Origin of the sequence: Rothia sp. CCM 9418, assembly GCF_048512825.1 — a bacterium.
Lineage (GTDB): Bacteria > Actinomycetota > Actinomycetes > Actinomycetales > Micrococcaceae > Rothia.
This window is the reverse complement of record NZ_JBLXXX010000004.1, coordinates 279,370-304,793: the sequence shown is the minus strand read 5'-3', so window position 1 is coordinate 304,793 and position 25,424 is coordinate 279,370. Positions and strand designations below refer to the sequence as shown.

Sequence of the window (25,424 nt, the reverse complement as noted above, 5' to 3'; positions counted from 1 at the left end):
GGCACAATCGTATTCTTTTAAGAATTATTCACCTTTAGGTGCAGAAGTGTCCTCAGGCAAGTTGTTCTTAGCAATCTCTACAAGTGCAGAGAAAGCTGCCGGCTCGTTGACTGCTAGTTCAGCCAACATACGACGATCAACTTCAACCTCAGCAGCTTTCAAGCCCTGAATGAAACGGTTGTAGGTGAGGCCCTCAGCACGAGCTGCAGCGTTGATACGCTGAATCCATAGGCGGCGGAAGTCACCCTTCTTTTTACGACGGTGATCGTAGCTGTATACCAATGAATGGATGACTTGTTCTTTTGCCTTACGGTAAAGGCGTGAACGCTGTCCGCGGTAACCGGATGCGCGTTCAAGAATTACTCGGCGCTTCTTATGCGCGTTAATCGCGCGTTTCACACGTGCCACGTGTGTCTCCTTCGTCTTATTGTCCTTGCTAGCTGATGCCAGTCAAGGAGCGAGTCTAAAAAGTTATTGCCCGTTGAGGCACAAGTTTCTCAAAGATGAGAGGGCTTATTTACCCAACATCTTTTTGATGACCTTAGCCTGACCGCCGGTAACAATCTGGTCAGAAGCCAGACGGCGGGTAAGGCGAGAGGACTTGTGCTCTAGGTAGTGGCGACGGTTGGCCTGCTGGCGCTTAACCTTGCCGGTACCGGTGAGCTTGAAGCGCTTTTTAGCACCAGAGTGGGTCTTCTGCTTCGGCATAGCTGCCGTTCTCCTTACGTTCTGCTTTTGGATGATCTCCAAAAGAACTCTTGAGCGAATTTCTTCGCATGTACAAGGTAGGTTCATGTTTTCTACGGAAACTGAGAAAACATGACAATCGGAAAGACACCTGCAACGTTCAAAGAACATTGCTAGATGGCTATCCGCGCCGTTTCTACTTTGTTGTTCTATTCCGCTTCAGCTTGAGCCTGTGCTTTGAGCTCTGCTGGCATTGCGTCTGCCAAAGAGTTCTTCACAGGAGTAGCTTGAGTGGTGTCGATACGTTCACGACCCTTGCGTCCGCCTGAGCGTTGTTGTGCTTCTTTACGTGCTTCAGCTTTACCACGAAGCGGAGAAAGAACCATTACCATGTTACGGCCGTCAATTCGGGGGGTTGACTCTACGGAACCAACCTCGACCAAATCGTCTGCCATGCGCTCTAGCAACCGCACACCCATCTCGGGGCGCTGCTGTTCACGACCACGGAATTGAATCATCGCCTTGACTTTGTCACCACCAGATAGGAAACGACGAGCGTGCCCTACCTTGGTTTCATAGTCATGAGTATCAATTTTGAGACGGAAACGGATTTCCTTCAAAGAAGCGTTAACTTGCTTCTTTCGGGATTCACGTGCTTTAACTGCGGCTTCGTACTTGTACTTACCGAAGTCCATGAGCTTACATACAGGCGGTTTCGCTGATGGTGCAACCTCTACAAGGTCCAAATCAGATTCTTGTGCAAGACGTAAAGCATCTTCAACACGAACAATGCCTACCTGCTCGCCGCCTGGCCCAACGAGGCGGACCTCTGGGACACGAATACGTTCATTAATGCGTGGATCGCTAATGAGTAGCTCCTGTTAGCTCAGTGGGTTTCCCCGTGAATAATAATCAGTACATAAAAGATATAAAAAACACCTTCGATGCACAGCAAACGAAGGTGTACTTCTTCAGTTTTCATTCTCATGAAAACCTACGAATAACCCGTCAACCTAATCATATGGATGAATGTGGCTGAAGCAGGTGGGAGTAACCTCCGCTTGCAAACTGTGTATAGTCTACCGGCTTTACGAACGCATTTCAACGTCAAACACAAAGATACTCACAAGATAGGTCACATTACCGGACCAGTGAACTTCTCCCCTGGACCTTGCCCCGGCGCATCAGGAATCATCGACGCTTCACGAAAAGCCAACTGCAAAGTTCGCAAGCCATCACGCAACGGAGCTGCATGCTGAGAACCAATTTCGGGAGCCGCCGCCGTCACCAACCCAGCAAGAGCCGTAATCAATTTACGAGCCTCATCAAGGTCTTTGAGGTTTTGAGAATCCTCCCCTTCCGCTAAACCACATTTAACAGCAGCAGCGCTCATCAAATGCACCGCAGCGGTCGTCATAATTTCCACAGCAGGAACCTCAGCAATATCACGCACCTGCTCCTGAACTTTTTTCTGTTCCTCATCGAACGAATACTGATTAGACATAAATCCTCATCTCTACCTAAAAATCATTAACCTCATGACGAAGAGACCATCGACAAGACTAACTGCACCGAGTCTACCCGCTGACCCACTAATTCATCTGACGCCAAACGCCGCTGAAATTCCTCAACCACAACATTCAACTCAGATTGAGTCAAACCAGGAACTAACTCCACCACAATTTTAAGCTCTGGTCCGGCACCACCGCCAGAGAGCAATTGCCCTTCAGCACTCTGAGACACAACACCATCACCAGCTACAGTACGGACACGAACAATACCACTGCCAGCAGGAATCAATTCATTAAGCGCACGCTCCACCATCTCATCACGATAAGAAGGAGCCCACGACTCGCCCTTAGCTAACGCCCACAACGCGGGACGACGCACAACAAACGTTAAGGACTCCCCCGGATCAACCACAAGTAGCTGCTGCCCATCTTCTACCGCAGAAAGAGCAGTTTTTCTCATCGAAGCAGCAACCGGACGAGCATCAGGGTGCCATCGTTGCAACGCTTTCACATCAGTAAAAACAGGAAGAGCCTTCCGACCGTCAGGAGCCTGAATGCTCACCAACGCCATATCTGCTTCTTTATCGGCAACGAGACCTTCATCAGTAACAACAGAATGAGATACCTCAGCAACAACAGGAACAAAAACTCGACACTGGCTTAGAGCACGAACAACATCTTCTTCCCGACAAGAACCAGAAACGAACTTCTCAAAAACCTCGGCAATAACAGCATCACGAGCACCATCATCCTCAGAAAATTGATGACGGTGACTCGTTCCTTCACCTAAATTTCGACCCTTCCAAGGTTGCCCACCAGTATCAGTTTCGCCCCCAGCACTGTTGAGCTGAGCCTGAATATGAGCGGGCAAAGAACGCGACGCAGAAGCTCCCGCAGAGTGACTATTACTCATTATTTTTCGGCGTTTTCTTCCGAGTAACCAGCAACCTCAAGAGCCTGCTCTAAAGTAAATTTTCCAGCGTAAAGAGCCTTACCCATAATGGCCCCCTCAACACCATAGGGAACTAGCTCACGCAAAGCACGGATGTCTTCGAGAGTTGAAATTCCGCCAGAGGCAACCACCGGCTTATCGGTTTTTTGCGCGACCTCTTTAAGAAGCTCAAGATTTGGTCCAGTCAAAGTTCCGTCTTTGGTTACGTCGGTGAGCACATAACGAGCGCAACCGTCAGCTTCTAAGCGTTCTAGAACATCCCACAGGTTACCGCCATCTTTAGTCCAACCACGAGCAGCTAAAGTTGTTCCACGCACGTCAAGACCAACAGCAATTTTCTCGCCATGTTCTGCAATCACTTTTCGAGTCCATTGCGGATTTTCGAGAGCGGCAGTACCCAAATTAATGCGAGCAGGGTTCAACGATAATGCCCGTTCTAGAGACTCATCGTCACGAATACCACCAGACATTTCAATATTAATATCGAGGTGTTCAGCAACAGAGGTCAGCACCTCGATGTTGTGGCCTCTGCCAAAAGCTGCATCTAAGTCAACGAGGTGAAGCCAACGCGCACCAGCATTCTGCCAAGCAAGAGCAGCCTCTACGGGATCCCCGTACCCAGTCTCCGATCCGGCTTCGCCTTGTACCAATCGTACAGCTTGCCCGTTCGCAACATCTACTGCGGGAAGAAGTTCTAAAAGAGTTGTCATCACACATTCCTTAAAAGTAAAAGTTTAGTTGTAGGCGAAGAGGACGTATCCCCCGTAGCCCATAAAAAGTAAAGCTACACAGAGCATGGCCAGCTGAACGATAAGAGGAAGTTTTTGTTGCCGAAAAGAAATTGCGCCACCGAGACAAAAAGCCCCTACTAGCATCAATAAGCTTCCTGAGAGAAAAGGGCTCATTATCTGTCCTTTCCTGCTGGGATAATCCGCCCTGTACGAGGTAAAGAATTAATCCAGTTCTGCAAGAGACGAATACCAGCCTGAGCAGATTTTTCTGGATGAAATTGTGTTGCGCTCAACGGGCCGTTTTCTACAGCAGCAATAAAAGGCACTCCGTGGGTAGACCAAGTGACTTGTGGAGGTAGCATTGCTTCATTATTTTGATCGAAGGACCATTCTTGCACCGCGTAGGAGTGCACAAAGTAGAAGCGTTCGTTTTCGATTCCGTCAAAGAGCACTGACCCTTCGGGGGCAGAGACAGTGTTCCACCCCATATGAGGGATAACCTCCGCGCGAAGTTTTTCTACTGTCCCAGGCCACTCTCCCATACCCTCAGAGACGACGCCGTGTTCGTTTCCCTGTTCAAAGAACACCTGTAATCCAACGCAGATACCAAGAACAGGACGACCGCCAGCAATGCGCCGGCCAATCATACGAAGCGCATCAATCTTTTTGAGGCTCGTCATCACCGCATCAAATGCGCCGACTCCTGGAACGACTAGACCGTCTGCTCCAAGCACATCAGATTCTTGGCGAGAAAGAATCACGTCAGCTCCAGCTTGTTCTAAAGCGCGCACAGCAGAACGGACGTTGCCAGCACCATAATCTAAAACAACAACAACTGGTTTATTCTGCGATGATTGAACAGCTGCATTCATCATCAAAGTGCTCCTTTAGTTGAGGGAATACCAGAATGACGGGGGTCAGGTTCAACCGCTTGACGCAACGCACGTGCGAGGGCTTTGAATTGAGCTTCTGCAATATGGTGAGGATCTCGCCCTCCTAATAACGTCATGTGTAGGCAGATTCCAGCATGATAAGCGATAGCTTCAAGAACGTGGCGAACCATCGAGCCGGTAAAGTGCCCACCAATGAGGTGGAATTCGTAGCCTTCTGGTTCTCCCGTATGTACAAGGTATGGGCGCCCTGAGATATCAACGACGCACTGAGCTAAAGCTTCGTCGAGGGGAACTGTTGCTTGCCCAAAACGACGGATACCAGCTTTATTACCGAGAGCTTCACGAATCACCTCACCGAGCACAATGCCGGTATCTTCGACGGTGTGATGTACGTCGATGTGGGTATCGCCGCTGCATTTGATGGTCATGTCAATCAGGGAATGTTTCGCAAGAGCTGTGAGCATATGGTCATAAAAAGGCACGCTGGTGTCGATATCAGAACGTCCCTCGCCGTCTAGGTTAATCTCAATAAAGACAGAGGACTCACTCGTAGTACGTTCTAATCTGGCGGTACGGGGGCCAATTCCTGTAGTGCTTGCTGGCATTGGTTACCTATATATTCTGGGTTTATATGATGTACACGTAAGGTATCTGTTGATAGTAAGGAGCAGATACTTTGTCTTGGCGACTCTTGATGAGAAAAGTTCTGTTATAAGAATCATCTCATGTTGATGTTAGCAAGAGGCTGGTAGTTCTCCGGAATGTTCCAAATACTTCTTAAGGCTTTCAAGGAAAGCTGTTGTTTCTGATGCTGTTCCGGCAGTGACGCGTAGATGTCCGGCGATACCGTTATCTCGTACTAGAATGCCATCGTTTAGAAGCCATTGCCATGCTTCTTTTTCGTCGCGTAAGCCTGAGAAAAAGATGAAATTAGAATCTGATACAGCTGGATGTAAACCGTATTCTTTGAGAGTTTTTACAATACGGTCACGTTGGGTTCTAATATCTTGTACGTTAGCGAGCAGTCCTTCTCGATGGCGTAAGGCTGCTATTGCGACAGCCTGTGTGACGCTGGATAGATGGTACGGTAAGCGAACAAGACGCACCGCATCAGCAATCGCGGGGTCTGCGGCAAAATATCCTAACCGAGCTCCGGCAAAAGCAAAGGCTTTACTCATGGTACGGCTTACGACCAGTCGAGGGCGGTTTGGCAGAAGAGTTAGCGCATGAGCAGAGGTATCTTGAGCGAATTCAGCGTAGGCTTCGTCCACGATGGTGATACCCTCGTGCTCTTGCATTGCTTCGTAGACAGCTTCAATAACGCCTAGCCCAAGCCCTGTTCCTGTTGGGTTATTAGGAGAACATAAAACAACGATATTTGGTCGATGTTTTTGAATTTGGGTGACAGCAGATGTTGCATCGAGAGAAAAATCGGGTGCGCGTTTTCCCGCGATGAAGCGAGTGTTTGTTCCATCAGCTAAGAGAGGGTACATCGAATAGGTAGGGACGAAGCTCATCACGCTTCGTCCTGGCCCACCAAAGACTTGGAATAACTGTTGCAATACTTCATTAGAACCGTTAGCAGCCCAAATATTTTCGGGTTTAAGTCCGTGTCCTAGATAGTCGGCGAGTTCTTCACGAAGAGCCGTAAACTCCCTATCGGGGTAACGATTCAGGGTACGCGCTACCGTTGCTATTTCTGCGGTAATTGCGTCAATAACTTCTTGAGGCATTGGGTGCGTATTTTCGTTGACGTTGAGAGTAATAGGAACGTCAATCATCGGAGCACCATAGGGAGAGCGCCCTCGTAAGTCGTCACGAATAGGTAATACTGAAAGGGGGTCTAATGCTTCATTCACTCCTACAGTCTATCGAGAACAGATAGTCATCGCACATTCTTCTCGCAAGTTCTCAAGACGAGTAGATAGGCACTTCGAGCTTTTGCCCAATATCTAGGGATGTTGATGATAAATCGTTAATTTGTATGATGTGAAGCAAAACGTCACGAACATCCATACCTGCAGAATGTTCTTCAGCAATACTCCATAAAGTATCACCGTATCCAACCGTGACTTGTTCGGTCACTTGTTGCAACTCTTGCGTTGTTGAAGCATGAGCAGTATTTGCAACGTAGAAACAAGCTAATAGAGTCAAGATCGCAATGAAAAAACAAGCCACGCCTATTAGAAAGGAAATGCGATAGTTACCCCAATAAACTCGTGAGGTGTTCTGTGGCATTGAACGTGAAGAGGCTACGACACGTACAGGTGCTGAACCTTTGAAAGACAGAACGTTTGACATATTTCCTCCTGATAGCAATAGAGCTATATATCGAATATTCACCCTGAATAAATCGAAACTATGTTCTATATAGTACATATGTTCTATCAGAAAATTCGAATATAGTCGAGAAAAACTAGAACAAATGTTTGAACTTTTTCGATACGTGCCATACTCTTGTCCTAACACTGTTTATTGGCAGGTAGTGTTTAACGACTTTTAAAATCCCCTATCTCAGCAATGGCTAGGGATGCTACGCCAGAACATCATTAGACAGGCCCCTCAACATGGACAAAGGAACGCCGTGAGCGATAACACATACTCCAGCGCTACTATTGCGCCACAATCTGGCAGAAAACCTCTCAGTTCACGTCAACAACACATCTTGACTGCCATCTCTGAAGCTATAGACACCCACGGTTACCCCCCTTCAATGCGAGAAATTGGAGATATCGTAGGTCTCGCATCCTTATCATCAGTAACACACCAGCTCTCACAACTAGAAAAACTAGGCTACATCCGGCGAGACCCCAAACGCCCACGAGCCATCGAAATACTCGCAGAAGAACAAGAAACGACTGAAGAAAAAAGCACCGAATCGGTCATCGTTCAGTTACCAACACCTCAACACAACAGCGAAGATTTTGCGGTAGTACCCCTCGTTGGAAGAATTGCCGCAGGCGGTCCCATCACCGCAGAACAATCCGTCGAAGACGTCATGACATTGCCACGCCAAATTGTTGGCAACGGAGACTTATTCATGCTCCATGTCAAAGGAGACTCCATGATTGACGCAGCAATCTGTGACGGAGACTGGGTTGTCGTCCGCGCACAACAAACCGCAAATAATGGAGATATCGTTGCAGCACTCCTCGAAGACGAAGCAACCGTCAAAACTTTCCGCCAACGCGACGGACACACCTGGCTACTACCACAAAACACCCGATACGAACCCATACTCGGCGATAACGCCACCATCATGGGCAAAGTCGTATCAGTATTACGAAGTCTCTAATACCAAAACCACATAAAAAATATTGGGTGTATTCCTGCCTCTAACAGGAACACACCCAATATTTTTATGCGCTAACTCACTTGTGTATGCAAGCGATGCAAAGCGCCACATACAACATCAGTTCTTGTAGTCTTCCAAAAAGGAGGCAAAGCACTCATCAAATATCCAGAATACCGTTGAGTAGCCAACCTAGAATCAAGAACAGCAACCACACCACGATCATCACTAGAACGAATCAAACGCCCCACACCCTGAGCCATACGAACAGCCGCATATGACGCAGAAACACTCATAAAACCGTTACCACCACGAGAAGCAACAGACCGAGTACGAGCCTGCATCAAAGGATCGTTAGGACGAGGGAACGGAATACGATCAATCAGTACCAGACGGCAAGAATCCCCCGGCACATCAACACCCTGCCACAAACTCATCGTCCCAAAAAGACACGAATCTCTATCCTCAGAAAATTCCTTCACCAAAGAGCCAAGCGAAGACTCCCCCTGCACCAGAACAGAAACATCGGTATGTTCACGAAGATACTCTGCCGCATCCTCAGCCGCACGCCTCGAAGAAAAAAGCCCCAAAGCACCACCGTTAGAAGCCTCTACCAGCTCACACATACGCTCTAATTGAGCAGTAGAAATCCCCTGAGATGGTTTAGCAATATCAGCAGCAACATACAGCAGACCTTGTTTAGGGTAATCAAAAGGAGAACCAACATCTAGCCCCTCCCATCGAGGAGCACCTGCACCGCTCAGCCCCAAAGAATGAGCAACCACATCAAAAGATTCCCCCAACTTTAACGTTGCAGAGGTCAGCACCACCGTCCGCCCGTCAAAAAGTCCTTCACGTAGCTGCATCGCAACCGATAAGGGAGCAATATACAACGTTGCGGGGTCATCATCAGAAGCAGGAGCATAACCACGCCCAGCTTCCCACAACTGTGGACGAGATAGCCACACCACCTCATGATGCTCGTCAGCGCCCAATAACCGTTCAGCTATCTCTAATAACTCCGAAAGGGCACTACGCGCTAACTGACGTGGTGCATCACTATCTTTAGAATCACTTTTCGTATCAGATAATGCTACACGTGCAGCTTCACGCACCAACTCCACAGAATGAGCAATACTCTCCGTCAAGCCACGAGGTAAAAGCTCTGCAGCAACGCCACGTAAAGACGTTTCTAAAGCGCTACCAGCATGCTCTAAAGGATCAGAACTAGCTTTCGTGTGTTTACGTACCAAACGAGCAGCCGAATATACCATTCCGGCAGAAAGAGACCCCGTCACAGCACCCGTCACGCGGTCTGCCAACTCATGTGCCTCATCAATAACAACAACCTCATGCTCCGGCAAAACACCAATACCTTCAAAAGCATTAATCGCTAAAAGAGCATGATTCGTAATAATAATGTCTGATTGAGCAGCCTTCTCACGCGCAAGCTCACTAAAACAAGACTCCACCAAAGGACAGCGTTTACCCAAACATTCAGCAGCAGAAACAGAGACTTGACGCCAAGCACGATCAGAAACACCGGGTTTAATATCGTCCCTGTCACCAGTATCAGTTGTCTGAGCCCACTGACGAAGACGCAACACTTCCTGACCAAGACGGCCAACAGAACCACTGGCCACATCTGCAGCAAAAAGAGTATCCTCTTGTTCATCGTCGGGGTAACCGCCCTCAAGCTTATGAACACACACATAATTATTACGGCCCTTGAGAACAGCAACATCAGTTTGCCCCTCAGGAACATTCGAAAGGGTTTCTAAAAGTCGCGGTAAATCACGATTGATAATCTGCGTTTGCAACGCCAAAGTCGCCGTCGCAACCACAATAGGCTTATCCGAAAATTGAGCATAATGAACAGCAGGAATCAGATAACCCAAAGACTTTCCCGTTCCCGTACCAGCTTGGACCAGCAGATGCCGTTTCAGTTCAAAGGACTGAGCCACATGAGCGAGCATTTTCCGTTGCCCAGCACGCTGTTCTCCCCCGCTAGAAGCAATCACATGATCTAGTAGTTCAAGAGCAGGCTTCGCTCCAGGCAACGTCTCAAGCTCTTCTCCAGTAGGAGCGCTCACCGGTTCTTCACAAGAACTCATCGAGAAGAAACCTCAACAGCACCATCCTGACGAGCTTGTTCAATCTCTGGTCGTAAGACTTCCATCAACTCATCGTCTAAAGCATATTCTGCTAGTTCAGAGGAAAGTTGTTCACGAACCAGCACTTGAATATATGTCCCGTCAGAAACAAAAGCTGTTGATAGAATCTCCGCATCCCACTGATGCAAACGAGAAACGACCTCACCATGCGTATATGGGATAAGCAGATTCAGCTGAACCGAAGGGCGTGGAATACGCTGAGCAATAATTTCTTGAAGCTCTACAATGCCCTGTCCCGTACGAGCAGACACCACCACAGTATCTCGTTCACGTTGCTGTACACGTTCGAGCACCATCGGGTCAGCAGCATCTGCCTTGTTCAAAACAATAATCTCAGGAATCTCGTGCGCATCTACTTCATGTAGAACTTCACGAACTGCCTTAATCTGTCCCTCAGGATCAGGATGAGATCCATCAACCACATGCACGATGACGTCAGCATCAGCAATTTCTTCAAGCGTAGAGCGGAAAGCCTCTACCAGCTGTGTAGGTAAAGAACGCACAAAACCTACCGTGTCAGAAAGCGTATAGCCAACACCATCAGGTGTCTGCGCCTTACGGACCGTAGGGTCAAGAGTTGCGAATAAAGCATTCTCAACGAGGACACCAGCATCAGTCAAACGATTCAGCAAAGAAGACTTACCAGCGTTGGTATAGCCAGCAATCGCCACAGAAGGAACGTCATGACGCTGACGGTTCAAACGCTTGGTCTGACGAGAGGGCGCCATCGCCGCAATCTCACGACGTAGCTTTGCCATACGAGCACGCAGACGACGACGGTCCATCTCAATTTTGGTTTCACCAGGACCACGTGAACCAATACCCTCACCAGACGCGGCACGCCCACCTGCCTGACGAGACAGAGATTCACCCCAGCCACGCAAACGAGGAAGCATATATTCAAGCTGAGCCAGCTCAACTTGAGCTTTACCCTCACGGGACTTTGCGTGTTGAGCAAAAATATCAAGAATCAAAGCAGTACGGTCAATGACTTTGACCTTCACAATATCCTCTAACGCACGACGCTGAGAAGGAGCCAACTCTGAATCAACAATAACGGTATCAGCACCAGTCGCCTGCACAATATCTTTAAGTTCAAGTGCTTTACCTGAACCGAGAAAAGTGCCAGGGTCTGGTTTTAAACGACGTTGAATAATGCCGTCCAAGACTTCTGAACCCGCTGTCTGCGCCAAGGCAGCAAGCTCACGCAAAGAATTTTCTGCGTCGGCAACGGTACCTTCTGTCCATAATCCGGCAAGAACCACACGCTCTAGACGAAGCTGACGGTACTCAACCTCTGTAACGTCTTCAAGTTCTGTTGATAGACCCGCAACACGTCGCAAGGCTCGACGCTCAGCAAGATCTTCTTGAGCGCCATCATAGTGTGAATGTTCAACATCCACGGCAGATATTTCGCGTGCTTGTTCGTCCAAAACACGCGCCCCAGAACGAGAAGATGCAGAACGCCCAAGAACACGATCTACTGTTTCCCTCAACAGTTCGTCGCTAGGGAGTTTCCGAGGATTCTGCTCATTAAATTCAGAAGTATTCATAGTACCTTTCGTCAATCTGCTCTCAATTCTACAGCCCTTATTCAGTATGAAGCCACGATATTTCTTCGAGCTCAGAGGAAGAAGGTTCAAGCGCCAGCTTCTGTTTTCCCGTAAAGTAGTGAGCTATGGTTGCCGAACATTATTTTTCCGCTACACCCAATAGCGATTTCTCCCCTCGTGAAATTGACGTCACTCTAACAAACCAACGAGTACGAGTACAAAGCGCATCGGGTATTTTTAGTCCCAGCGGTATCGACAAAGGCACCGCAATACTCCTTGGGAACGTGCCCGAGCCGGAAGGCACATCATTTCTCGATATCGGCACGGGGTGGGGCCCTATTACCCTGACTTTGGCGTTAAAAAACCCTCAAGCTCAGGTCACCGGTGTTGAGGTTAACGAACGTTCTGCGCACCTCACCCGTACCAATGCGCAAAAGCTAGGGCTTACCAATGTGACGGTCTACGCTCCAGAGGAAGTACCTCAAGATTTACGGTTTGACACCATCTGGTCTAATCCACCTATCCGTGTAGGAAAAGATGTCCTACACAACATATTGCGCACATGGATTCCACGGTTAAACGTGGGCGGATGCGCATATCTCGTGGTTCAAAAGAACCTCGGGGCAGATTCTTTACAAAAATGGTTAGCACACGAATTAGAAGAACAGCCACAGGGAACTTTTCAAGTATCACGCTACAGTACCTCTAAGGGGTTCCGAATCCTTGAAGTTGTTCGCAACGCTTAATTCGCAACGCTTAAAAAGATGATGTGAGGTTCTCAAAGCATAGAACCTCACATCATCACGACTATACAAGAACGACTTTTCCAACCATACTAGCCGAACCTGCTAGCACCACATGTTCGAGGTCGTCAGGGCCCGTTACAAAGGTGACAGCTAAAGTTCCCCCAGGAACGTACACGAGCCATTCGTCAGGGGCATCGTCTCCAGCCCAGAATCGGGTTGCCGCAGCTGCTGCGCAAGCACCAGTACCGCAAGAGAGAGTCTCCCCCACGCCACGCTCATAAACGCGCATCCGAATAGCGCCCACATGCGCTAACCCTGTTTCAGCTTCTGTATCCTCGATTTCTTCAGGAACAACAAACTCGACATTCGTACCGTGGGCAGGTGTCGGGCTCACTTTCGGGGCAGCATCAAGGCTCAGCCCATCAAGTTTTCCGTCAGTGCCCAAAGCGACAACAGTATGGGGGTTTCCCATCGAGATAGAAAGTGCCGAACGCGGTGTTTTAAGTCCACGGACGCTGACCTGTGAGTCCACACCGCTTTCACGAGCGACGTCTCCATCCATGAAGCTCCACGGCCCCATATCAATGGCGTATCCGTTGTCTGTTCGCCCCACGGTCTTCACTCCAGCACGGGTGCTAATGCGTACTCGTTCGCCTTCTTCAAGCGTCAACAAGTCTTCAGAAACCAAATATTCTACGAAAGCTCGAACACCATTACCGCACATCTCTGCGATGGTTCCGTCAGCATTACGATAATCCATAAACCAGCGGTCTTCAGGTGCATCAGATTCCATCATCTGTGCTTTGACTGCGCGAATAAAACCGTCAGCACCAATACCGAAGTGACGGTCGCAGACACGGGCAATGAGTTCTTCTGGTAGTTTTAGCTGTTTTTCAGGGTCAGTGACGAAAATAAAGTCGTTACCAGTCCCGTGTCCTTTAGTTAAAGGAACACCGCTGAGATCTCCCCAAGTATTTTCCGTCATTCGCTTTACCTTTCGCCATCGATTCAAAACATCAGATGTTGTTTTGTATATCGAAGATATTTATCAGTATTCTGCCAGAAGCTGCTGTGTCTGAGTCAGTTTTGCGTGAGAATCGCCTTCGAGCCAAGTCACTCGAGAATCAGCGTTAAACCATGTGATTTGACGGCGCGCAAACTGACGAGTCGCAGTCGTGGTATCTATCATAGCCTGTTCTAAAGAATAGCTCTTGGACGCAGAACGTTCTGCATCGATAAGACGCAAAAATTCCCTATACCCAATCGCCCGAGATGACGTTTTTCCCTCTCGAAGGCCTAAAGATTCTAAAGAGCGGACTTCATCTACAAGCCCCCGTTGAACCATTTTTTCGACCCGAGCTTCTAAACGCTGATGCAGCTGAGAACGTTCACAGTTAACGCCTACTTGCACAGCAGGCTGAAAATACTCACGTTCAGGCATAAAAGAAGAAAACGTTCGTCCTGACACTTCCCACACTTCTAAAGCACGCACTAGACGCCTGTCATCGTGCACGCGAGATGCCGATACTGGATCAACCTCATTCAACCGTCGGAGAAGAACACCACGCCCCTGTTCAATAAGCTCTCGCTCTAGTCGTTGACGCACCTGAGCATCAGTAGGAGGAAAATCTAAAATATCTAAAGCGGCACGAACATAAAGCCCAGAGCCGCCCACCATAATGGGATATTTTCCACGTGAACGAATCTGGTCGAAGAGTTCTCTTGCTTGCTGCTGGAAAACGGCTACAGAAGCTTCATCACGAATGTCGAGAATATCCAGAAGATGGTGAGGAATCCCCCGCATCTCTTCTACGGTCACTTTAGCCGTGCCAATATCCATCCCCCGATAGAACTGCATCGAATCAGCATTAATACACTCTCCGCCGAGGTGTTGAGCTAACTCAACCGCAAAGTCCGTTTTCCCTGCACCGGTTGGGCCGACAACAGCAATGACGGGTACAACGTGTTCTTCTTGAACTTTAGAAGCAGGCATGGCTATTACACACCACCTTTAGCGGTTAGGAACGAAAAGTGGGAAACCCTAAGTTCACCGGTGTCCCAGGAACTTGAGTAGTGCCAGTTGTACCGCAAGAATCAGCTTGTGCTCTATCCCAAGCATCTCCTGCACGTGAACGGCGTAAAGAATACTCTTCAGCGCTAGGGTCTGAAATCAGGTGGAAAGAACCGGCTTCCGTAATGGGTAAAGTGACGAGGTCTCCGGGTCGAGGTTGCTCGCAACCAGCAGGGACAGAAAAATGCACCAAACGCTGGTCTTGGGCACGTCCGGCAAGACGATGAGTTTGTTCTGCTTTACGACCTGACTCTGCGACCACCATGAGTTCTACCGTTTTTCCTAGTTGTTTACGGTTTTCTTCACCAGCGATACGGTCTTGTAAAGCAATAAGACGCTCATAGCGTTCTTGAACAATTTCTTTAGGTATTTGGTTCTCCATTGTTGCAGCTGGAGTACCAGGACGAATCGAATATTGGAAAGTAAAGGCGGAGGAAAAACGTGCTTGTTCGACGACTTTTAGTGTCTCTTGGAAGTCTTCTTCAGTTTCTCCAGGGAATCCGACAATAATATCCGTAGTAATCACAGCTTCAGGAATACGGGCACGAACTTTATCTAAGATGCCGAGGAACTTCTTAGACCGATATGAACGACGCATATCTTTAAGCACCTTATCTGAGCCAGATTGCAAAGGCATATGTAGCACCGGCATAACGTTTGGTGTCTCAGCCATTGCATCGATGACGTCGTCGGTAAACATTGCAGGGTGTGGTGAGGTGAACCGGACTCGTTCAAGGCCTTCAATATTTCCGCACGCACGCAGAAGTTTTGAGAAAGCCTGACGGTCACCAAAATCTACACCATAAGAGTTCACATTTTGCCCAAGAAGAGTGACTTCAATAGCGCCGTCGTCGACAAGTGCTTGAACTTCTGCAAGGACTTCTCCAGGGCGGCGGTCATTCTCTTTACCGCGTAGGCTTGGCACAATACAGAAAGTGCAGGTGTTGTTACAACCGACAGAGATAGAGACCCAGCCTGAATATACGTTATCTCGTTTAGTCGGCAACGTGGAGGGAAAGACTTCAAGAGATTCAAGAAGCTCCGCTTGTGCTTGGTGGTTATGACGTGCACGTTCTAACAATGTTGGTAGTGAGCCGATATTATGTGTTCCAAAGACGACATCTACCCACGGCGCTTTTTTGATGATGGTATCTTGATCTTTTTGCGCTAAGCATCCACCGACAGCAATCTGCATGCCTTCGTGGGCTCGTTTTACAGGAGCAAGCTGACCGAGGTTACCGTATAGCTTGTTGTCAGCATTTTCACGTACAGCACAAGTGTTAAAGACAATGAGATCTGGTGTTTGTTCTGAGCTGGCGGGTACATAGCCATTAGCTTCGAGTAGCCCGCTCATACGTTCGGAATCGTGAACGTTCATCTGACAGCCAAAAGTACGAACTTCATAGGTTCGTGAAGGCTTAGAGGTCGTTGCACACGTAGTTGAAGAAGTCTGTTGTTCAGGAAGATTCAAAGTCACTCTTTAACCCTACTCGATGAAATATACTGTCAGGCTGTCACTAAGAGTAGATTCTACGGGTTTTTGGTCACTCATACCAAAGTACGTATAGCGCCAACCAATACGATGTGTTCTCTTGCCCTATCTCGTTGTGAACTTTATTCGTAGGATGAACGTTCTTGATCTTCAGCCATGCGCTCTACTTCCGAACGCACTACAGAAAATGCCAGAGAAGAAGAATATCCTTTACGTCCTAGCATAGAGACGAGACGGCGCATAATTTTCTCTTTTTCTCGATAGTCACTCAAGTTCATTGATGGACGCAACTTTTTTTGAACTAGGCTAACAGCATCCTCATATTCGTCAGAATCACTACGTTGAGCTAAAGCCTGCTCAATATATTCTTCGCGGATGCCTCGAGTTTTTAACTCTCGACGTAGCGCTGAACGAGATAGTTTTTTCATGTTCGCTGTTGTGCGAACATACATTTGGGCGTACTCTTCATCGTTGATAAGACCAACAGCTTCGCAACGTTGCAAAAGGTCTTCTGCAATCTCCGCAGAGATTCCTTTATCAGATAGTTTTTTCTCGAGTTGAAAACGCGATTTAGCAGAAGCGGCTAGCTGCTGATACACAATATTTTTTGCGTGCGTAAACTCGCGGGCTTTCTGTTCTTCGCTGAGCTCTTTGCTCTCAGAGGCGTCTTCTTGATCGCCCCAAGAGCTTTGACTCGCTGAAGATGAACCAGAGAAGTCCTGAGAACTTTTAAGTAAGTCTTCTTCGGCTGCACCCCATGCTGCAGGGTGCCATGAAGGATAGTTCTCTTCGTCAAAAGATTCCATGTTCTTCTCCTCAACTTTGATGCTAGGCAATATAGCTCAACATGAAATGTCAATGGTTCACGAAAAATAGTGGGGTAAGAAGCATACGCTCCTTACCCCACTATCTAAGAAATATTAGAGCCCGTCTGAAGAGCTATTGAGAGGGTCACTCTCCTGAACTTCACTCTCCCCAATCTGCGTATCGTCTTCGATGATGCCGAGTTTAACTAAGGTCTTATATTTAATTTCTTCGGTCAGTTCCGGATTGTCTTTCAAGAACTTACGAACGTTTTCTTTACCTTGCCCAAGCTGTTCACCCTCGTAAGTAAACCAAGCACCAGATTTTTTAACGATGCCGTTGTCAACGCCCATATCGATAATGCCGCCTTCAACGGAGATACCCTCGCCGTATAGGATGTCGAATTCAGCTTGTTTGAAGGGCGGAGCCATCTTGTTTTTCACGATTTTAGCTCGAGTACGGTTACCGATAGGCTGCGCACCGTCTTTTAGCGTCTCGATACGACGAATGTCGATACGAACTGAAGCATAGAATTTAAGAGCTTTACCGCCGGTTGTTGTTTCTGGAGAGCCAAAGAACACACCAATTTTTTCGCGTAGCTGGTTAATGAAAATTGCGGTAGTTCCGGTCTGTGCCAAACGACCCGTAATTTTACGTAGCGCTTGAGACATCAAACGGGCCTGTAGCCCAACGTGGGAATCTCCCATTTCGCCTTCAATCTCAGCGCGAGGGACCAAAGCAGCCACAGAGTCTACGACGATGATATCTACAGAGCCGGACCCAACAAGCATGTCCATGATTTCTAGAGCTTGTTCACCGGTATCAGGCTGAGAAACAAGCAAAGCATCCGTATCAACACCAAGTTTTGCAGCATAGATAGGGTCAAGTGCATGCTCAGCATCAATGAACGCAGCAATACCGCCACGTTTTTGAACGTCAGCAACGGCGTGTAAAGCTACCGTTGTTTTACCAGAAGATTCGGGACCATAAATCTCGATAACACGCCCGCGAGGTAACCCACCAATACCTAAAGCAGCGTCCAGAGACAAAGCACCGGTTGAGACAGTCTCTACTTTAACGGCCTCTTTATCGCCGAGGCGCATCACAGCACCTTTACCGTAGCTCTTATCAATCTGAGCGAGAACGGTCTCTAAAGCTTTTTCGCGACCTTCATCAGATACTCGGCTTACAGGCTGAGTATTTCGAGATTTAGCTGCCATATTGTGTTACCTCACTTCGGCACGTCCGAATGACTATTGTTATTGTTCGTTACCACTCTACAAGCGTTCGAGCTGAAAAACAGAGAAGTACAAAACTGTGGATAAGATACCGTGCGTTATATCTTCAAGCTCCGAATACAGAGCATACCCTTTATCGAATATATTTTCTACTTACTCAGAAGATAACCTCGAACAAAATTACTAATTTTTTCGCGGTGGAATATCTCGCCCCAAACGTCGAGATTCAGGAACTTCTTGCATATCGCAAATAGCCTCCCACACTTGGCGAACCGGAACACCCCGCTCTAATGCTTCAACAACAGTTATATCTCCACACGCACCCAAAACTACATCTTTGGCAAGTACCCGAGAATAATGAGCACCAAACTCATCATCCATCAGTCTCCAAAACTCGCTTAAACGCATAATGTCCTCACAGATAAAGTACGGTTGCCTACCATCGTAAGCAACCGTACTTCACGTTCTATTAACCGCTTTGTTCTAGCGTGTTGTTGTGCACTCAGCAGGAATATCCTTAGAAGATGTTGCAGCAATCCCATACTCACGATTAAACTGCTCCGAAAATTCTGTAGGAACAGTATCAGGCACGCTGAAGCGATCTTCCCCAGATAGTCGATCCGAAACTTCACGTAACATCTGAGACAACGGAATATCTAGTGCCTGACAGATAGAACCAAGAAGCTCAGAAGATGCTTCTTTCTGCCCACGTTCCACCTCGCTAAGATACCCCAAAGACACACGAGCGCTATGCGAAACCTCACGAAGCGTACGCCCTTGACGCTGACGAACGTCGCGAAGCACCTCACCAATAGCCTGACGCAAAAGAAGTACTTTTGGCTCATGTTGAGTGGGTGCAGTATGAGTGGACTGACCCACATCCTTCCAACGGACGACACCGTTCACGGATACGGGTTGCTTGGTCATTTTTATACCTAACTCCTGATATTTTCGGCTTCGAATCTTCGAAGCTATATTTTTTATAGCCTAGCGTATGATGAATACTCAATCAGCTATCTACTATCCTGATTCACAAAGAACTTTTTAGAATCATCAATGCTCTATAAAAGAGGCATTAGATATAACAGCACAACGAGCGTGTTTCATTCCCTATTTATCTCAAAGTTTTCTGTAGTTTCACTGAAAGTTCAGCTAAAAACATCTTTTACGTTATTTCAGATAGTTCAACAAAAGTTCTAAAGCATCCTGACAAGAACGTTCACGAATCTCCTCACGAGTACCCTGATACATCTTCTCTTGAGAAAAAACGCCATCAGGCGTCGAAATACCTAAAAATACTCGACCAACGGGTTGCCCGTCCAACGGTTCAGGGCCAGCAACTCCCGTCGTCGAAACAGCATAATCTGCCCCGCACACCTGCATAGCACCCAAAGCCATGCTCTGAGCCACTTCAGGATGAACAGCACCTTCACGTTCTAGAAGTTGCTCATCTACACCTAAAAGTTTTGCCTTCAAATCTGTTGCGTATGAGACGATACCGCCACGATACACCGAAGAAGCTCCCGCAACAGAACACAAATGTTGCGAAACCATGCCACCTGTCAAAGACTCGGCAGTAGCAATAAAAGCTTTTCGTTGGCGAGCGCAGAACACGACCTGTTCAGCAAGAGTCTGGTAAGACATCACAACCTTCTTCTACGAGCACTACGACGCAACTCTAAAGCATGACGCACGTATTCAACCCCGGTAGTAACCGTCAATATTGTTGCTGCCGCTAGCACCGCATATCCCGGTAGTAAGGCCCAGAAACCTAACAGTCCCAGAGGAAGAAGCATGAGAATTACAGCAACGGTTTGTAATACGGTCTTGAGTTTTCCACCCTTGCCAGCGGCCATCACGCCATAACGAATCACGAAGAATCTCATCAGCGTAATGCCCCACTCGCGAAGAAGGATAACGCAGGTAACCCACCACCAAAGCTCACCTAAGAGCGAAAACCCAATAAAAGCAGCACCGGTCAATAATTTATCGGCAATAGGGTCTGCAATTTTTCCAAAATTTGTGATGAGGTTTCGCGAACGAGCAATATACCCATCAAGCCAATCGGTCAGCATTGCGATGACGAAAACAGCGACCGCCCACCAACGCGCAGCAGAAGAAGACTGGCCATAAGGGCCTGAAGCCAGTAACAGCACCATAAATAAAGGCACCATTGCAATTCTCAGCATGGTAAGAATATTAGGCACATTCCATAGTTCCTGCTGTTTTTTTCTGACCATAACAGTACCTTCCTCTGTCTGTGTCGACTTTATCGACCAGTTAAACTCCATGCGTCTTCGCTTGAATCATCATCCGATGAGGACTCACCAGCGCTGAGATATTCATCAGTATCGGCGCTGTGCGAACTTACAGATGGTTCTGGTACATCTTCACCGCGTAAGCGCGCAAGTACAGTCGGCAATTCCTCAGGAGGTACAAGAACATCACGTGCTTTAGACCCTTCGGAAGGACCAACAATCTCGCGAGATTCCAGTAAGTCCATTAGACGTCCTGCTTTAGCAAAGCCTACACGCAATTTACGTTGCAGCATTGAGGTAGAACCAAATTGCGTCGTTACGATTAGCTCAGCTGCACGCAGAAGGACGTCAAGATCGTCACCAATATCGTCATCAATATGTTTCTTTGGAGCCGATTGTAGAACATCTTCACGATAGTTCACCGGCATCTGCGTTTTAACATGCTCAACAATCTGGTGAATCTCTGATTCGCTGACCCAAGCACCTTGTACACGCATCGGTTTCGAGGCACCCATCGGCAAGAACAGAGCATCACCTTGACCGATAAGTTTCTCAGCACCCGGCTGATCCAATACCACTCGAGAGTCAGTAACAGAGGAGGTTGAAAAGGCCATACGAGATGGAACGTTTGCTTTAATCAAGCCGGTGACAACGTCAACAGAAGGACGCTGCGTAGCCAAAACAAGATGGATACCAGCGGCTCGTGCAAGCTGAGTGATACGAACGATAGCTTCTTCAACGTCGCGTGGAGCAACCATCATCAAATCCGCAAGCTCGTCAACAATCACCAAAAGATATGGGTATGTTTTGATAGTGCGCTTACTACCTGGATCCGGTTGAATCTTTCCAGCTTCGACCGCTTTGTTAAAGTCATCGATGTGTTTGTAACCGTAATGGGCCAAATCATCATAGCGTGCATCCATCTCACGAACGACCCATTGCAAAGCTTCGGCAGCTTTCTTAGGGTTCGTAATAATGGGGGTAATCAAATGGGGAATGCCCTCATATGCGGTCAGTTCTACGCGTTTAGGGTCAACCATGACCAAACGTACCTGATCAGGAGTTGCTCTCATCAAAATAGAGGTAATCATCGAATTTACAAACGATGATTTACCGGCACCAGTAGCACCAGCAACAAGCATATGCGGCATTTTTGCAAGGTTAGCTAGAACGAATCCGCCCTCAACATCTTTACCAACGCCCATAATCATGGGGTGGTCATTATGGTGTGCTTGGCTAGAACGTAGAACGTCACCGAGAGCGACCGTTTCTCGGTCGGTATTGGGAATTTCAATACCAATGGCAGATTTACCGGGGATAGGTGACAGGATACGCACATCTGCAGAGGCCACAGCATAGGCGATATTCTTTGATAATGCGGTTACACGCTCAACTTTGGTGCCAGCACCTAACTCAATTTCGTAGCGAGTTACTGTTGGCCCCCGAGAGAATCCCGTAACTTCAGCATCAACATTGAATTGTTCGAGGACGTTGGTTAAGGATTCTACGACTTGAGCGTTAACTTCAGAGCTTTCTTTTGCAGGAGGTCCGGCAACGAGCATGGACTCTTCAGGTAGAGCGTATGTGCCGTTCGAGAGTGCTACCACTTGTTGAGGACGGGCCTCTTGTACTGCAGGTTTGAGCGTGTTATTTGTTAGCGGTGACTGCACCGTAGATTTTTCGGCTACCACGGGTTTTTCCGCTACGGCGGGTTTTGGTGGTGCGGGTTTCCCGATAGCAGGTGGTGCTACATCTGCTGTTTTAGCAGGAGACGGTTGTTCAACAGTAGCCGTCGGTGTTTCGGTAGAGGGTTCGACGGTAGAGGTTGGAGCCTCTTCAGGTGTTGAGAAGATATTTTCGTGTTGTTGAGGTTCTTCACGCCGTCCGTGGATGATGGCTGCTTGTTGAGCTTGTGCCAGACGTTGAGCAGGAGCGTCTAGGGTGTTTGTTTCTGGTGTCGCCCATTGGTCTTGGTCGAAGAGCTTTGGTGTGGTTTGAGAAACAACACGTGTTTTTCCGTCAAGTTTTTGGGTGGTAGAGAGTGTCTCTAGGTTGTGTGTGTCTGGTTCTGTTCTTGTAGCGCGTCGTTTAGTGCGGCCTTTTCTGGTGTTTTCGGCAGGCTCTGGGGTGAATTGTTCGTGTGGTTCTAGTTCTTCTGTTAGGAGTGCAGTTTCAAAGGCTTCGTCTCCGTCGTAGCGGTCTAAAGCGGTGTCTCGACGGGCGTTTTTGCCGAATCCAAGCCATGCTAAAAAGCCTCGTGAGGAGGATGGTTTTTCAGGTGTGGTTTCGTTCTCGTAGAGGTAGCTACGATCATGGTATACAGGGAGCTTTGATTCAACCTTATCTTCAGGTTCATGGTTTTCTGGCATTTTTGCGGGCGGCTCTCCTAAGAGAATCCCCATAATATGCACCAAACGAGGACCAATGTGACGAAGTGGCGTCTTCGTCGCAATCAATAGACCTACAGCAAAAACAAGCCCGCAAAGAACCCATTCAAGAATATTGATGCCGCCGACAAGACGCACTGCAGGAGCAGAAACAACCAGTCCAACAACCCCACCACCATTCCAGACACCTTCAAAACCTTGAGCAAAGGTTGGAAAATCGTCCAGTTTCGCGGCAACCATCGAAGCGGCAACGAGCATAATGGTTAGCCCAGCAGCAATACGGTTGTTCGAACGAACCTCTAGAGGGTGACGGAAAATACGTACAGCGAAGAACACAGCGAAGAAAGGAATCAATAGAGCGCCTTGTCCCCAGACTCCCCCAACGAATACATGCCACCAACGCAGAGGGCTTTCAACCCATGACGGCAAAGACAGTGTGCTCCAAGCCCACCATTCAACGCCGGCAGTCATAAGGCCCATGAGCAAAACAACTAATGCGCCTCCGTCGCGGCGCTCTTCTGGTGCAATGTCCGTGCGAAGTTCGCCCATACGTCGGATAGCTCCACCAATAAGGTGCGCAAAACCATTCCACGTACCAAGGACGGTACGAGAGAACCAAGAAGGACGCTCAACTCTCGCTGTTGAACGCGCTGATGAGCGTGTTGAGGTACTCTTCTTTCGAGTTTGCGTGCGTGTTGAAGGACGCTTTGTGTTCGTTTTATGAGCTGATGTTGTTCTGCGTGCCATACATCCCGTAAGTTTTCAGTGGACTCAAGCGGGCGAAACCTTCCCGAAGGTCGTTTCACCCGCTTGAATAATAACGAATAAAAACTAATAAGTTAAACCTTATCTTTAACTTATTCAGTAGTTGCAGTCTTTGCCGAAGGAGTGTCCAAAACCGTTGGCAAAATCATGGGCTTCCGTCGCAGACGACGAGCAACCCACGAACCAATAGTACGACGGACAATCTGCTGTAGTTGATGTGTAGTATGAACCTTCTCTGGAGCAAGATGCAAAGCGTCTTCAAGAGCAGCAGTAATCTTTGGTGCAATATCTTCAAAGACAGAATCGTCTTCAGCCACTCCTCGAGCGTGAATATCAGGACCAAAAACCACACGCTTTGCTTCACGGTCAATCACCGCAACCACAGAAACGAAGCCTTCTTCACTCAAGACCAAACGGTCTTTGAGGTCTTCCTCCGTAATCTCACCGACAGAACGACCATCAACATACACATAATCGCAACGAACTTGACCGACAATCTGAGCAACGCCATCTGCCAAGTCAACAACAGTTCCACCTTCACACAATAAGACGTTCTCTTCAGGGACACCCGTCTCAATTGCCAAATTACCATTTGCGATAAGATGTCGAACCTCACCGTGAACAGGCATAACATTCTTTGGTTTGAGAATGTTATAGCAGTACAACAGCTCTCCAGCAGCAGCGTGCCCAGAAACGTGGACTTTTGCGTTACCCTTATGGATCACTTCAGCACCAAGCTTCAACAATGAGTTAATAACGCGATAAACGCTCGTCTCGTTGCCAGGAATCAGAGAAGAAGCAAGAACGATAGTGTCACCTTGTTCAACCTGAATCTTATGATCCCCATTAGCCATACGAGATAAAGCTGCCATCGGCTCTCCCTGAGAACCGGTACACATCATGACGATTTCATCAGGACGGTATTGGTCAATTTTCTTCAAATCAACCAAAGTATTTGGAGGAACTTTCAAGTACCCCAATTTCTCGGCGATGGTCATATTACGTACCATAGAACGCCCCACCAACACTACTTTTCGACCACGCTCATGGGCTGCTTCGAGAACCTGTTGAACGCGGTGCACGTGAGAGGAGAAAGACGCCACAATAATACGCTGGGTGGCATCTCGAAAGACCTGAGAAAGAACCTTACCAATGTTTTTCTCGGTAGGAGTAAAACCAGGAACTTCTGCGTTCGTTGAATCAGGCAAGAAGAGGTCAATGCCTTCTTCTCCTAGACGGGCAAAATGACGGAGATCCGTTAGTCGACCGTCGAGCGGCAACTGATCCATTTTGAAGTCACCGGTATGAAGCACCTTACCGGCAGCTGTACGGATAAATACAGCTAAAGCGTCTGGAATAGAGTGGTTAACAGCCACAAATTCGCATTCAAAAGGACCAATTTTTTCGGTCTGCCCCTCAACAACAGTCAATGTGTAAGGTTTAATGCGGTGTTCAGCAAGCTTCGCTTCAACCAACGCTAAAGTCAGCTGAGAACCAATCAACGGAATATCAGGGCGACGGCGCAATAGATACGGTACCGCACCGATATGGTCTTCGTGTCCGTGAGTGAGGACAACTGCCGCGATGTCGTCAAGACGGTCTTTGATGTAGTTCAAATCGGGCAGAATGAGGTCGACACCAGGCTGAGATTCTTCAGGGAAGAGCACGCCACAGTCCACGATGAGAAGCTGACCGTTAATCTCGTATACGGTCATGTTACGTCCGACTTCGCCTAGTCCTCCAAGAGGAACAACACGTAGAGTGTCTTTCTTCAACTTTTTAGGTTGGCGAAGTTCTGTATCAAATACTGCCAATATTATGTCCTTCAATATATGTCATGGCAAAAGCGAGTCCACAAACTAGAAGAGTT

26 protein-coding genes are annotated in these 25,424 nt (G+C 48.0%); 2 read left to right on the top strand and 24 right to left on the bottom strand.

Annotation, left to right across the window (positions count from 1 at the left end; all coding sequences use genetic code 11):
- Positions 1-24 precede the first annotated feature (24 nt).
- From rplT to ACN083_RS07420, 11 genes are all read right to left on the bottom strand, one after another.
- Positions 25-408, bottom strand: a complete 384-nt coding sequence (gene rplT, locus ACN083_RS07470) for a 50S ribosomal protein L20 (RefSeq protein WP_419102204.1) — start codon at positions 406-408, stop codon at positions 25-27.
- A 105-nt stretch (positions 409-513) separates the two neighbouring features.
- Positions 514-708 (bottom strand): 50S ribosomal protein L35, encoded by a 195-nt coding sequence (gene rpmI, locus ACN083_RS07465; RefSeq protein WP_135011425.1) that lies wholly within the window; start codon positions 706-708, stop codon positions 514-516.
- A gap of 188 nt (positions 709-896) precedes the next feature.
- Positions 897-1,529: a translation initiation factor IF-3 gene (gene infC / locus ACN083_RS07460; protein WP_419102231.1), complete on the bottom strand. Its 633-nt coding sequence runs from the start codon at positions 1,527-1,529 to the stop codon at positions 897-899.
- A 293-nt stretch (positions 1,530-1,822) separates the two neighbouring features.
- On the bottom strand, positions 1,823-2,191 hold the full coding sequence (locus tag ACN083_RS07455; RefSeq protein WP_419102203.1) for a DUF1844 domain-containing protein: 369 nt from the start codon (positions 2,189-2,191) through the stop codon (positions 1,823-1,825).
- 32 nt (positions 2,192-2,223) lie between these two features.
- Positions 2,224-3,111: an SseB family protein gene (locus ACN083_RS07450; RefSeq protein ID WP_419102202.1), complete on the bottom strand. Its 888-nt coding sequence runs from the start codon at positions 3,109-3,111 to the stop codon at positions 2,224-2,226.
- Positions 3,111-3,860, bottom strand: a complete 750-nt coding sequence (gene priA, locus ACN083_RS07445; RefSeq protein WP_419102201.1) for a bifunctional 1-(5-phosphoribosyl)-5-((5-phosphoribosylamino)methylideneamino)imidazole-4-carboxamide isomerase/phosphoribosylanthranilate isomerase PriA — start codon at positions 3,858-3,860, stop codon at positions 3,111-3,113. Before priA ends, ACN083_RS07450 begins: the two co-directional genes overlap by 1 nt.
- A gap of 24 nt (positions 3,861-3,884) precedes the next feature.
- A complete protein-coding gene (locus ACN083_RS07440) occupies positions 3,885-4,055 on the bottom strand; it encodes a hypothetical protein (protein WP_419102200.1) in 171 nt (56 codons plus the stop codon).
- Positions 4,055-4,753 carry an imidazole glycerol phosphate synthase subunit HisH gene (gene hisH, locus ACN083_RS07435; RefSeq protein ID WP_419102230.1) on the bottom strand — a complete coding sequence of 233 codons (699 nt, stop codon included), beginning with the start codon at positions 4,751-4,753 and terminating at the stop codon, positions 4,055-4,057. Before hisH ends, ACN083_RS07440 begins: the two co-directional genes overlap by 1 nt.
- Before the next feature lie 2 nt (positions 4,754-4,755).
- Positions 4,756-5,379: an imidazoleglycerol-phosphate dehydratase HisB gene (gene hisB / locus ACN083_RS07430; protein ID WP_419102199.1), complete on the bottom strand. Its 624-nt coding sequence runs from the start codon at positions 5,377-5,379 to the stop codon at positions 4,756-4,758.
- Positions 5,380-5,508: 129 nt separating this feature from the next.
- The gene (locus ACN083_RS07425) at positions 5,509-6,633 is read right to left on the bottom strand and encodes a histidinol-phosphate transaminase (RefSeq protein WP_419102198.1); all 1,125 of its coding nucleotides are present in this window, start codon (positions 6,631-6,633) and stop codon (positions 5,509-5,511) included.
- Between the two features lie 52 nt (positions 6,634-6,685).
- On the bottom strand, positions 6,686-7,075 hold the full coding sequence (locus tag ACN083_RS07420) for a LysM peptidoglycan-binding domain-containing protein (protein ID WP_419102197.1): 390 nt from the start codon (positions 7,073-7,075) through the stop codon (positions 6,686-6,688).
- Positions 7,076-7,358: 283 nt separating this feature from the next.
- Between ACN083_RS07420 and lexA the strand changes: the two genes are divergently transcribed.
- Positions 7,359-8,069 carry a transcriptional repressor LexA gene (gene lexA / locus ACN083_RS07415; protein ID WP_419102196.1) on the top strand — a complete coding sequence of 237 codons (711 nt, stop codon included), beginning with the start codon at positions 7,359-7,361 and terminating at the stop codon, positions 8,067-8,069.
- Between the two features lie 71 nt (positions 8,070-8,140).
- Here the strand turns inward: lexA and ACN083_RS07410 are convergent, their stop codons facing one another.
- Positions 8,141-10,180, bottom strand: coding sequence for an ATP-dependent DNA helicase (locus tag ACN083_RS07410; RefSeq protein WP_419102195.1), 2,040 nt, complete (start codon positions 10,178-10,180; stop codon positions 8,141-8,143).
- Entirely contained in the window at positions 10,177-11,793 is a 1,617-nt protein-coding gene (gene hflX / locus ACN083_RS07405; protein ID WP_419102194.1) for a GTPase HflX, read from the bottom strand. The genes ACN083_RS07410 and hflX overlap by 4 nt, the downstream gene beginning before the upstream one ends.
- 125 nt (positions 11,794-11,918) lie before the next feature.
- On the opposite strand from hflX, the gene ACN083_RS07400 reads away from it, so the two are divergent.
- Positions 11,919-12,539 carry a class I SAM-dependent methyltransferase gene (locus ACN083_RS07400; RefSeq protein ID WP_419102193.1) on the top strand — a complete coding sequence of 207 codons (621 nt, stop codon included), beginning with the start codon at positions 11,919-11,921 and terminating at the stop codon, positions 12,537-12,539.
- Positions 12,540-12,600: 61 nt separating this feature from the next.
- Here the strand turns inward: ACN083_RS07400 and dapF are convergent, their stop codons facing one another.
- From dapF to ACN083_RS07345, 11 genes are all read right to left on the bottom strand, one after another.
- Entirely contained in the window at positions 12,601-13,524 is a 924-nt protein-coding gene (dapF, locus tag ACN083_RS07395) for a diaminopimelate epimerase (protein ID WP_419102192.1), read from the bottom strand.
- A 63-nt stretch (positions 13,525-13,587) separates the two neighbouring features.
- A complete protein-coding gene (gene miaA, locus ACN083_RS07390) occupies positions 13,588-14,532 on the bottom strand; it encodes a tRNA (adenosine(37)-N6)-dimethylallyltransferase MiaA (protein WP_419102191.1) in 945 nt (314 codons plus the stop codon).
- A gap of 25 nt (positions 14,533-14,557) precedes the next feature.
- Complete coding sequence (gene miaB, locus ACN083_RS07385) at positions 14,558-16,081, bottom strand: tRNA (N6-isopentenyl adenosine(37)-C2)-methylthiotransferase MiaB (RefSeq protein WP_419102229.1); 1,524 nt, start codon at positions 16,079-16,081, stop codon at positions 14,558-14,560.
- Positions 16,082-16,224: 143 nt separating this feature from the next.
- Positions 16,225-16,908, bottom strand: coding sequence for a regulatory protein RecX (locus tag ACN083_RS07380; RefSeq protein WP_419102190.1), 684 nt, complete (start codon positions 16,906-16,908; stop codon positions 16,225-16,227).
- Positions 16,909-17,022: 114 nt separating this feature from the next.
- Positions 17,023-18,126, bottom strand: coding sequence for a recombinase RecA (recA, locus tag ACN083_RS07375; RefSeq protein ID WP_419102189.1), 1,104 nt, complete (start codon positions 18,124-18,126; stop codon positions 17,023-17,025).
- Between the two features lie 201 nt (positions 18,127-18,327).
- The gene (locus tag ACN083_RS07370; RefSeq protein WP_419102188.1) at positions 18,328-18,552 is read right to left on the bottom strand and encodes a DUF3046 domain-containing protein; all 225 of its coding nucleotides are present in this window, start codon (positions 18,550-18,552) and stop codon (positions 18,328-18,330) included.
- Positions 18,553-18,627: 75 nt separating this feature from the next.
- Positions 18,628-19,071 carry a helix-turn-helix domain-containing protein gene (locus tag ACN083_RS07365; protein ID WP_419102187.1) on the bottom strand — a complete coding sequence of 148 codons (444 nt, stop codon included), beginning with the start codon at positions 19,069-19,071 and terminating at the stop codon, positions 18,628-18,630.
- 243 nt (positions 19,072-19,314) lie between these two features.
- Positions 19,315-19,788: a CinA family protein gene (locus ACN083_RS07360; RefSeq protein ID WP_419102186.1), complete on the bottom strand. Its 474-nt coding sequence runs from the start codon at positions 19,786-19,788 to the stop codon at positions 19,315-19,317.
- The gene (gene pgsA / locus ACN083_RS07355) at positions 19,788-20,384 is read right to left on the bottom strand and encodes a CDP-diacylglycerol--glycerol-3-phosphate 3-phosphatidyltransferase (protein ID WP_419102185.1); all 597 of its coding nucleotides are present in this window, start codon (positions 20,382-20,384) and stop codon (positions 19,788-19,790) included. The genes ACN083_RS07360 and pgsA overlap by 1 nt, the downstream gene beginning before the upstream one ends.
- Positions 20,385-20,413: 29 nt before the next feature.
- Positions 20,414-23,536, bottom strand: coding sequence for a DNA translocase FtsK 4TM domain-containing protein (locus ACN083_RS07350; RefSeq protein ID WP_419102184.1), 3,123 nt, complete (start codon positions 23,534-23,536; stop codon positions 20,414-20,416).
- A gap of 110 nt (positions 23,537-23,646) precedes the next feature.
- Positions 23,647-25,368 (bottom strand): ribonuclease J, encoded by a 1,722-nt coding sequence (locus ACN083_RS07345; protein WP_419102183.1) that lies wholly within the window; start codon positions 25,366-25,368, stop codon positions 23,647-23,649.
- Between the last annotated feature and the right edge of the window lie 56 nt (positions 25,369-25,424).

Bases quoted from the DNA above. Each gene is read 5' to 3' on its own strand.
- ACN083_RS07450 (WP_419102202.1), bottom strand. From the start codon at position 3,111: ATGAGTAATAGTCACTCTGCGGGAGCTTCTGCGTCGCGTTCTTTGCCC.
- ACN083_RS07380 (WP_419102190.1), bottom strand. From the start codon at position 16,908: ATGGAATCTTTTGACGAAGAGAACTATCCTTCATGGCACCCTGCAGCA.
- ACN083_RS07440 (WP_419102200.1), bottom strand. From the start codon at position 4,055: ATGAGCCCTTTTCTCTCAGGAAGCTTATTGATGCTAGTAGGGGCTTTT.
- ACN083_RS07360 (WP_419102186.1), bottom strand. From the start codon at position 19,788: ATGTCTTACCAGACTCTTGCTGAACAGGTCGTGTTCTGCGCTCGCCAA.
- dapF (WP_419102192.1), bottom strand. From the start codon at position 13,524: ATGACGGAAAATACTTGGGGAGATCTCAGCGGTGTTCCTTTAACTAAA.
- hisB (WP_419102199.1), bottom strand. From the start codon at position 5,379: ATGCCAGCAAGCACTACAGGAATTGGCCCCCGTACCGCCAGATTAGAA.
- miaA (WP_419102191.1), bottom strand. From the start codon at position 14,532: ATGCCTGCTTCTAAAGTTCAAGAAGAACACGTTGTACCCGTCATTGCT.
- pgsA (WP_419102185.1), bottom strand. From the start codon at position 20,384: ATGGTCAGAAAAAAACAGCAGGAACTATGGAATGTGCCTAATATTCTT.
- ACN083_RS07420 (WP_419102197.1), bottom strand. From the start codon at position 7,075: ATGTCAAACGTTCTGTCTTTCAAAGGTTCAGCACCTGTACGTGTCGTA.
- ACN083_RS07350 (WP_419102184.1), bottom strand. From the start codon at position 23,536: ATGGCACGCAGAACAACATCAGCTCATAAAACGAACACAAAGCGTCCT.
- ACN083_RS07410 (WP_419102195.1), bottom strand. From the start codon at position 10,180: ATGAGTTCTTGTGAAGAACCGGTGAGCGCTCCTACTGGAGAAGAGCTT.
- hisH (WP_419102230.1), bottom strand. From the start codon at position 4,753: ATGAATGCAGCTGTTCAATCATCGCAGAATAAACCAGTTGTTGTTGTT.
- recA (WP_419102189.1), bottom strand. From the start codon at position 18,126: ATGGCAGCTAAATCTCGAAATACTCAGCCTGTAAGCCGAGTATCTGAT.
- rpmI (WP_135011425.1), bottom strand. From the start codon at position 708: ATGCCGAAGCAGAAGACCCACTCTGGTGCTAAAAAGCGCTTCAAGCTC.
- ACN083_RS07370 (WP_419102188.1), bottom strand. From the start codon at position 18,552: ATGCGTTTAAGCGAGTTTTGGAGACTGATGGATGATGAGTTTGGTGCT.
- ACN083_RS07400 (WP_419102193.1), top strand. From the start codon at position 11,919: ATGGTTGCCGAACATTATTTTTCCGCTACACCCAATAGCGATTTCTCC.
- hflX (WP_419102194.1), bottom strand. From the start codon at position 11,793: ATGAATACTTCTGAATTTAATGAGCAGAATCCTCGGAAACTCCCTAGC.
- ACN083_RS07455 (WP_419102203.1), bottom strand. From the start codon at position 2,191: ATGTCTAATCAGTATTCGTTCGATGAGGAACAGAAAAAAGTTCAGGAG.
- priA (WP_419102201.1), bottom strand. From the start codon at position 3,860: ATGACAACTCTTTTAGAACTTCTTCCCGCAGTAGATGTTGCGAACGGG.
- ACN083_RS07365 (WP_419102187.1), bottom strand. From the start codon at position 19,071: ATGACCAAGCAACCCGTATCCGTGAACGGTGTCGTCCGTTGGAAGGAT.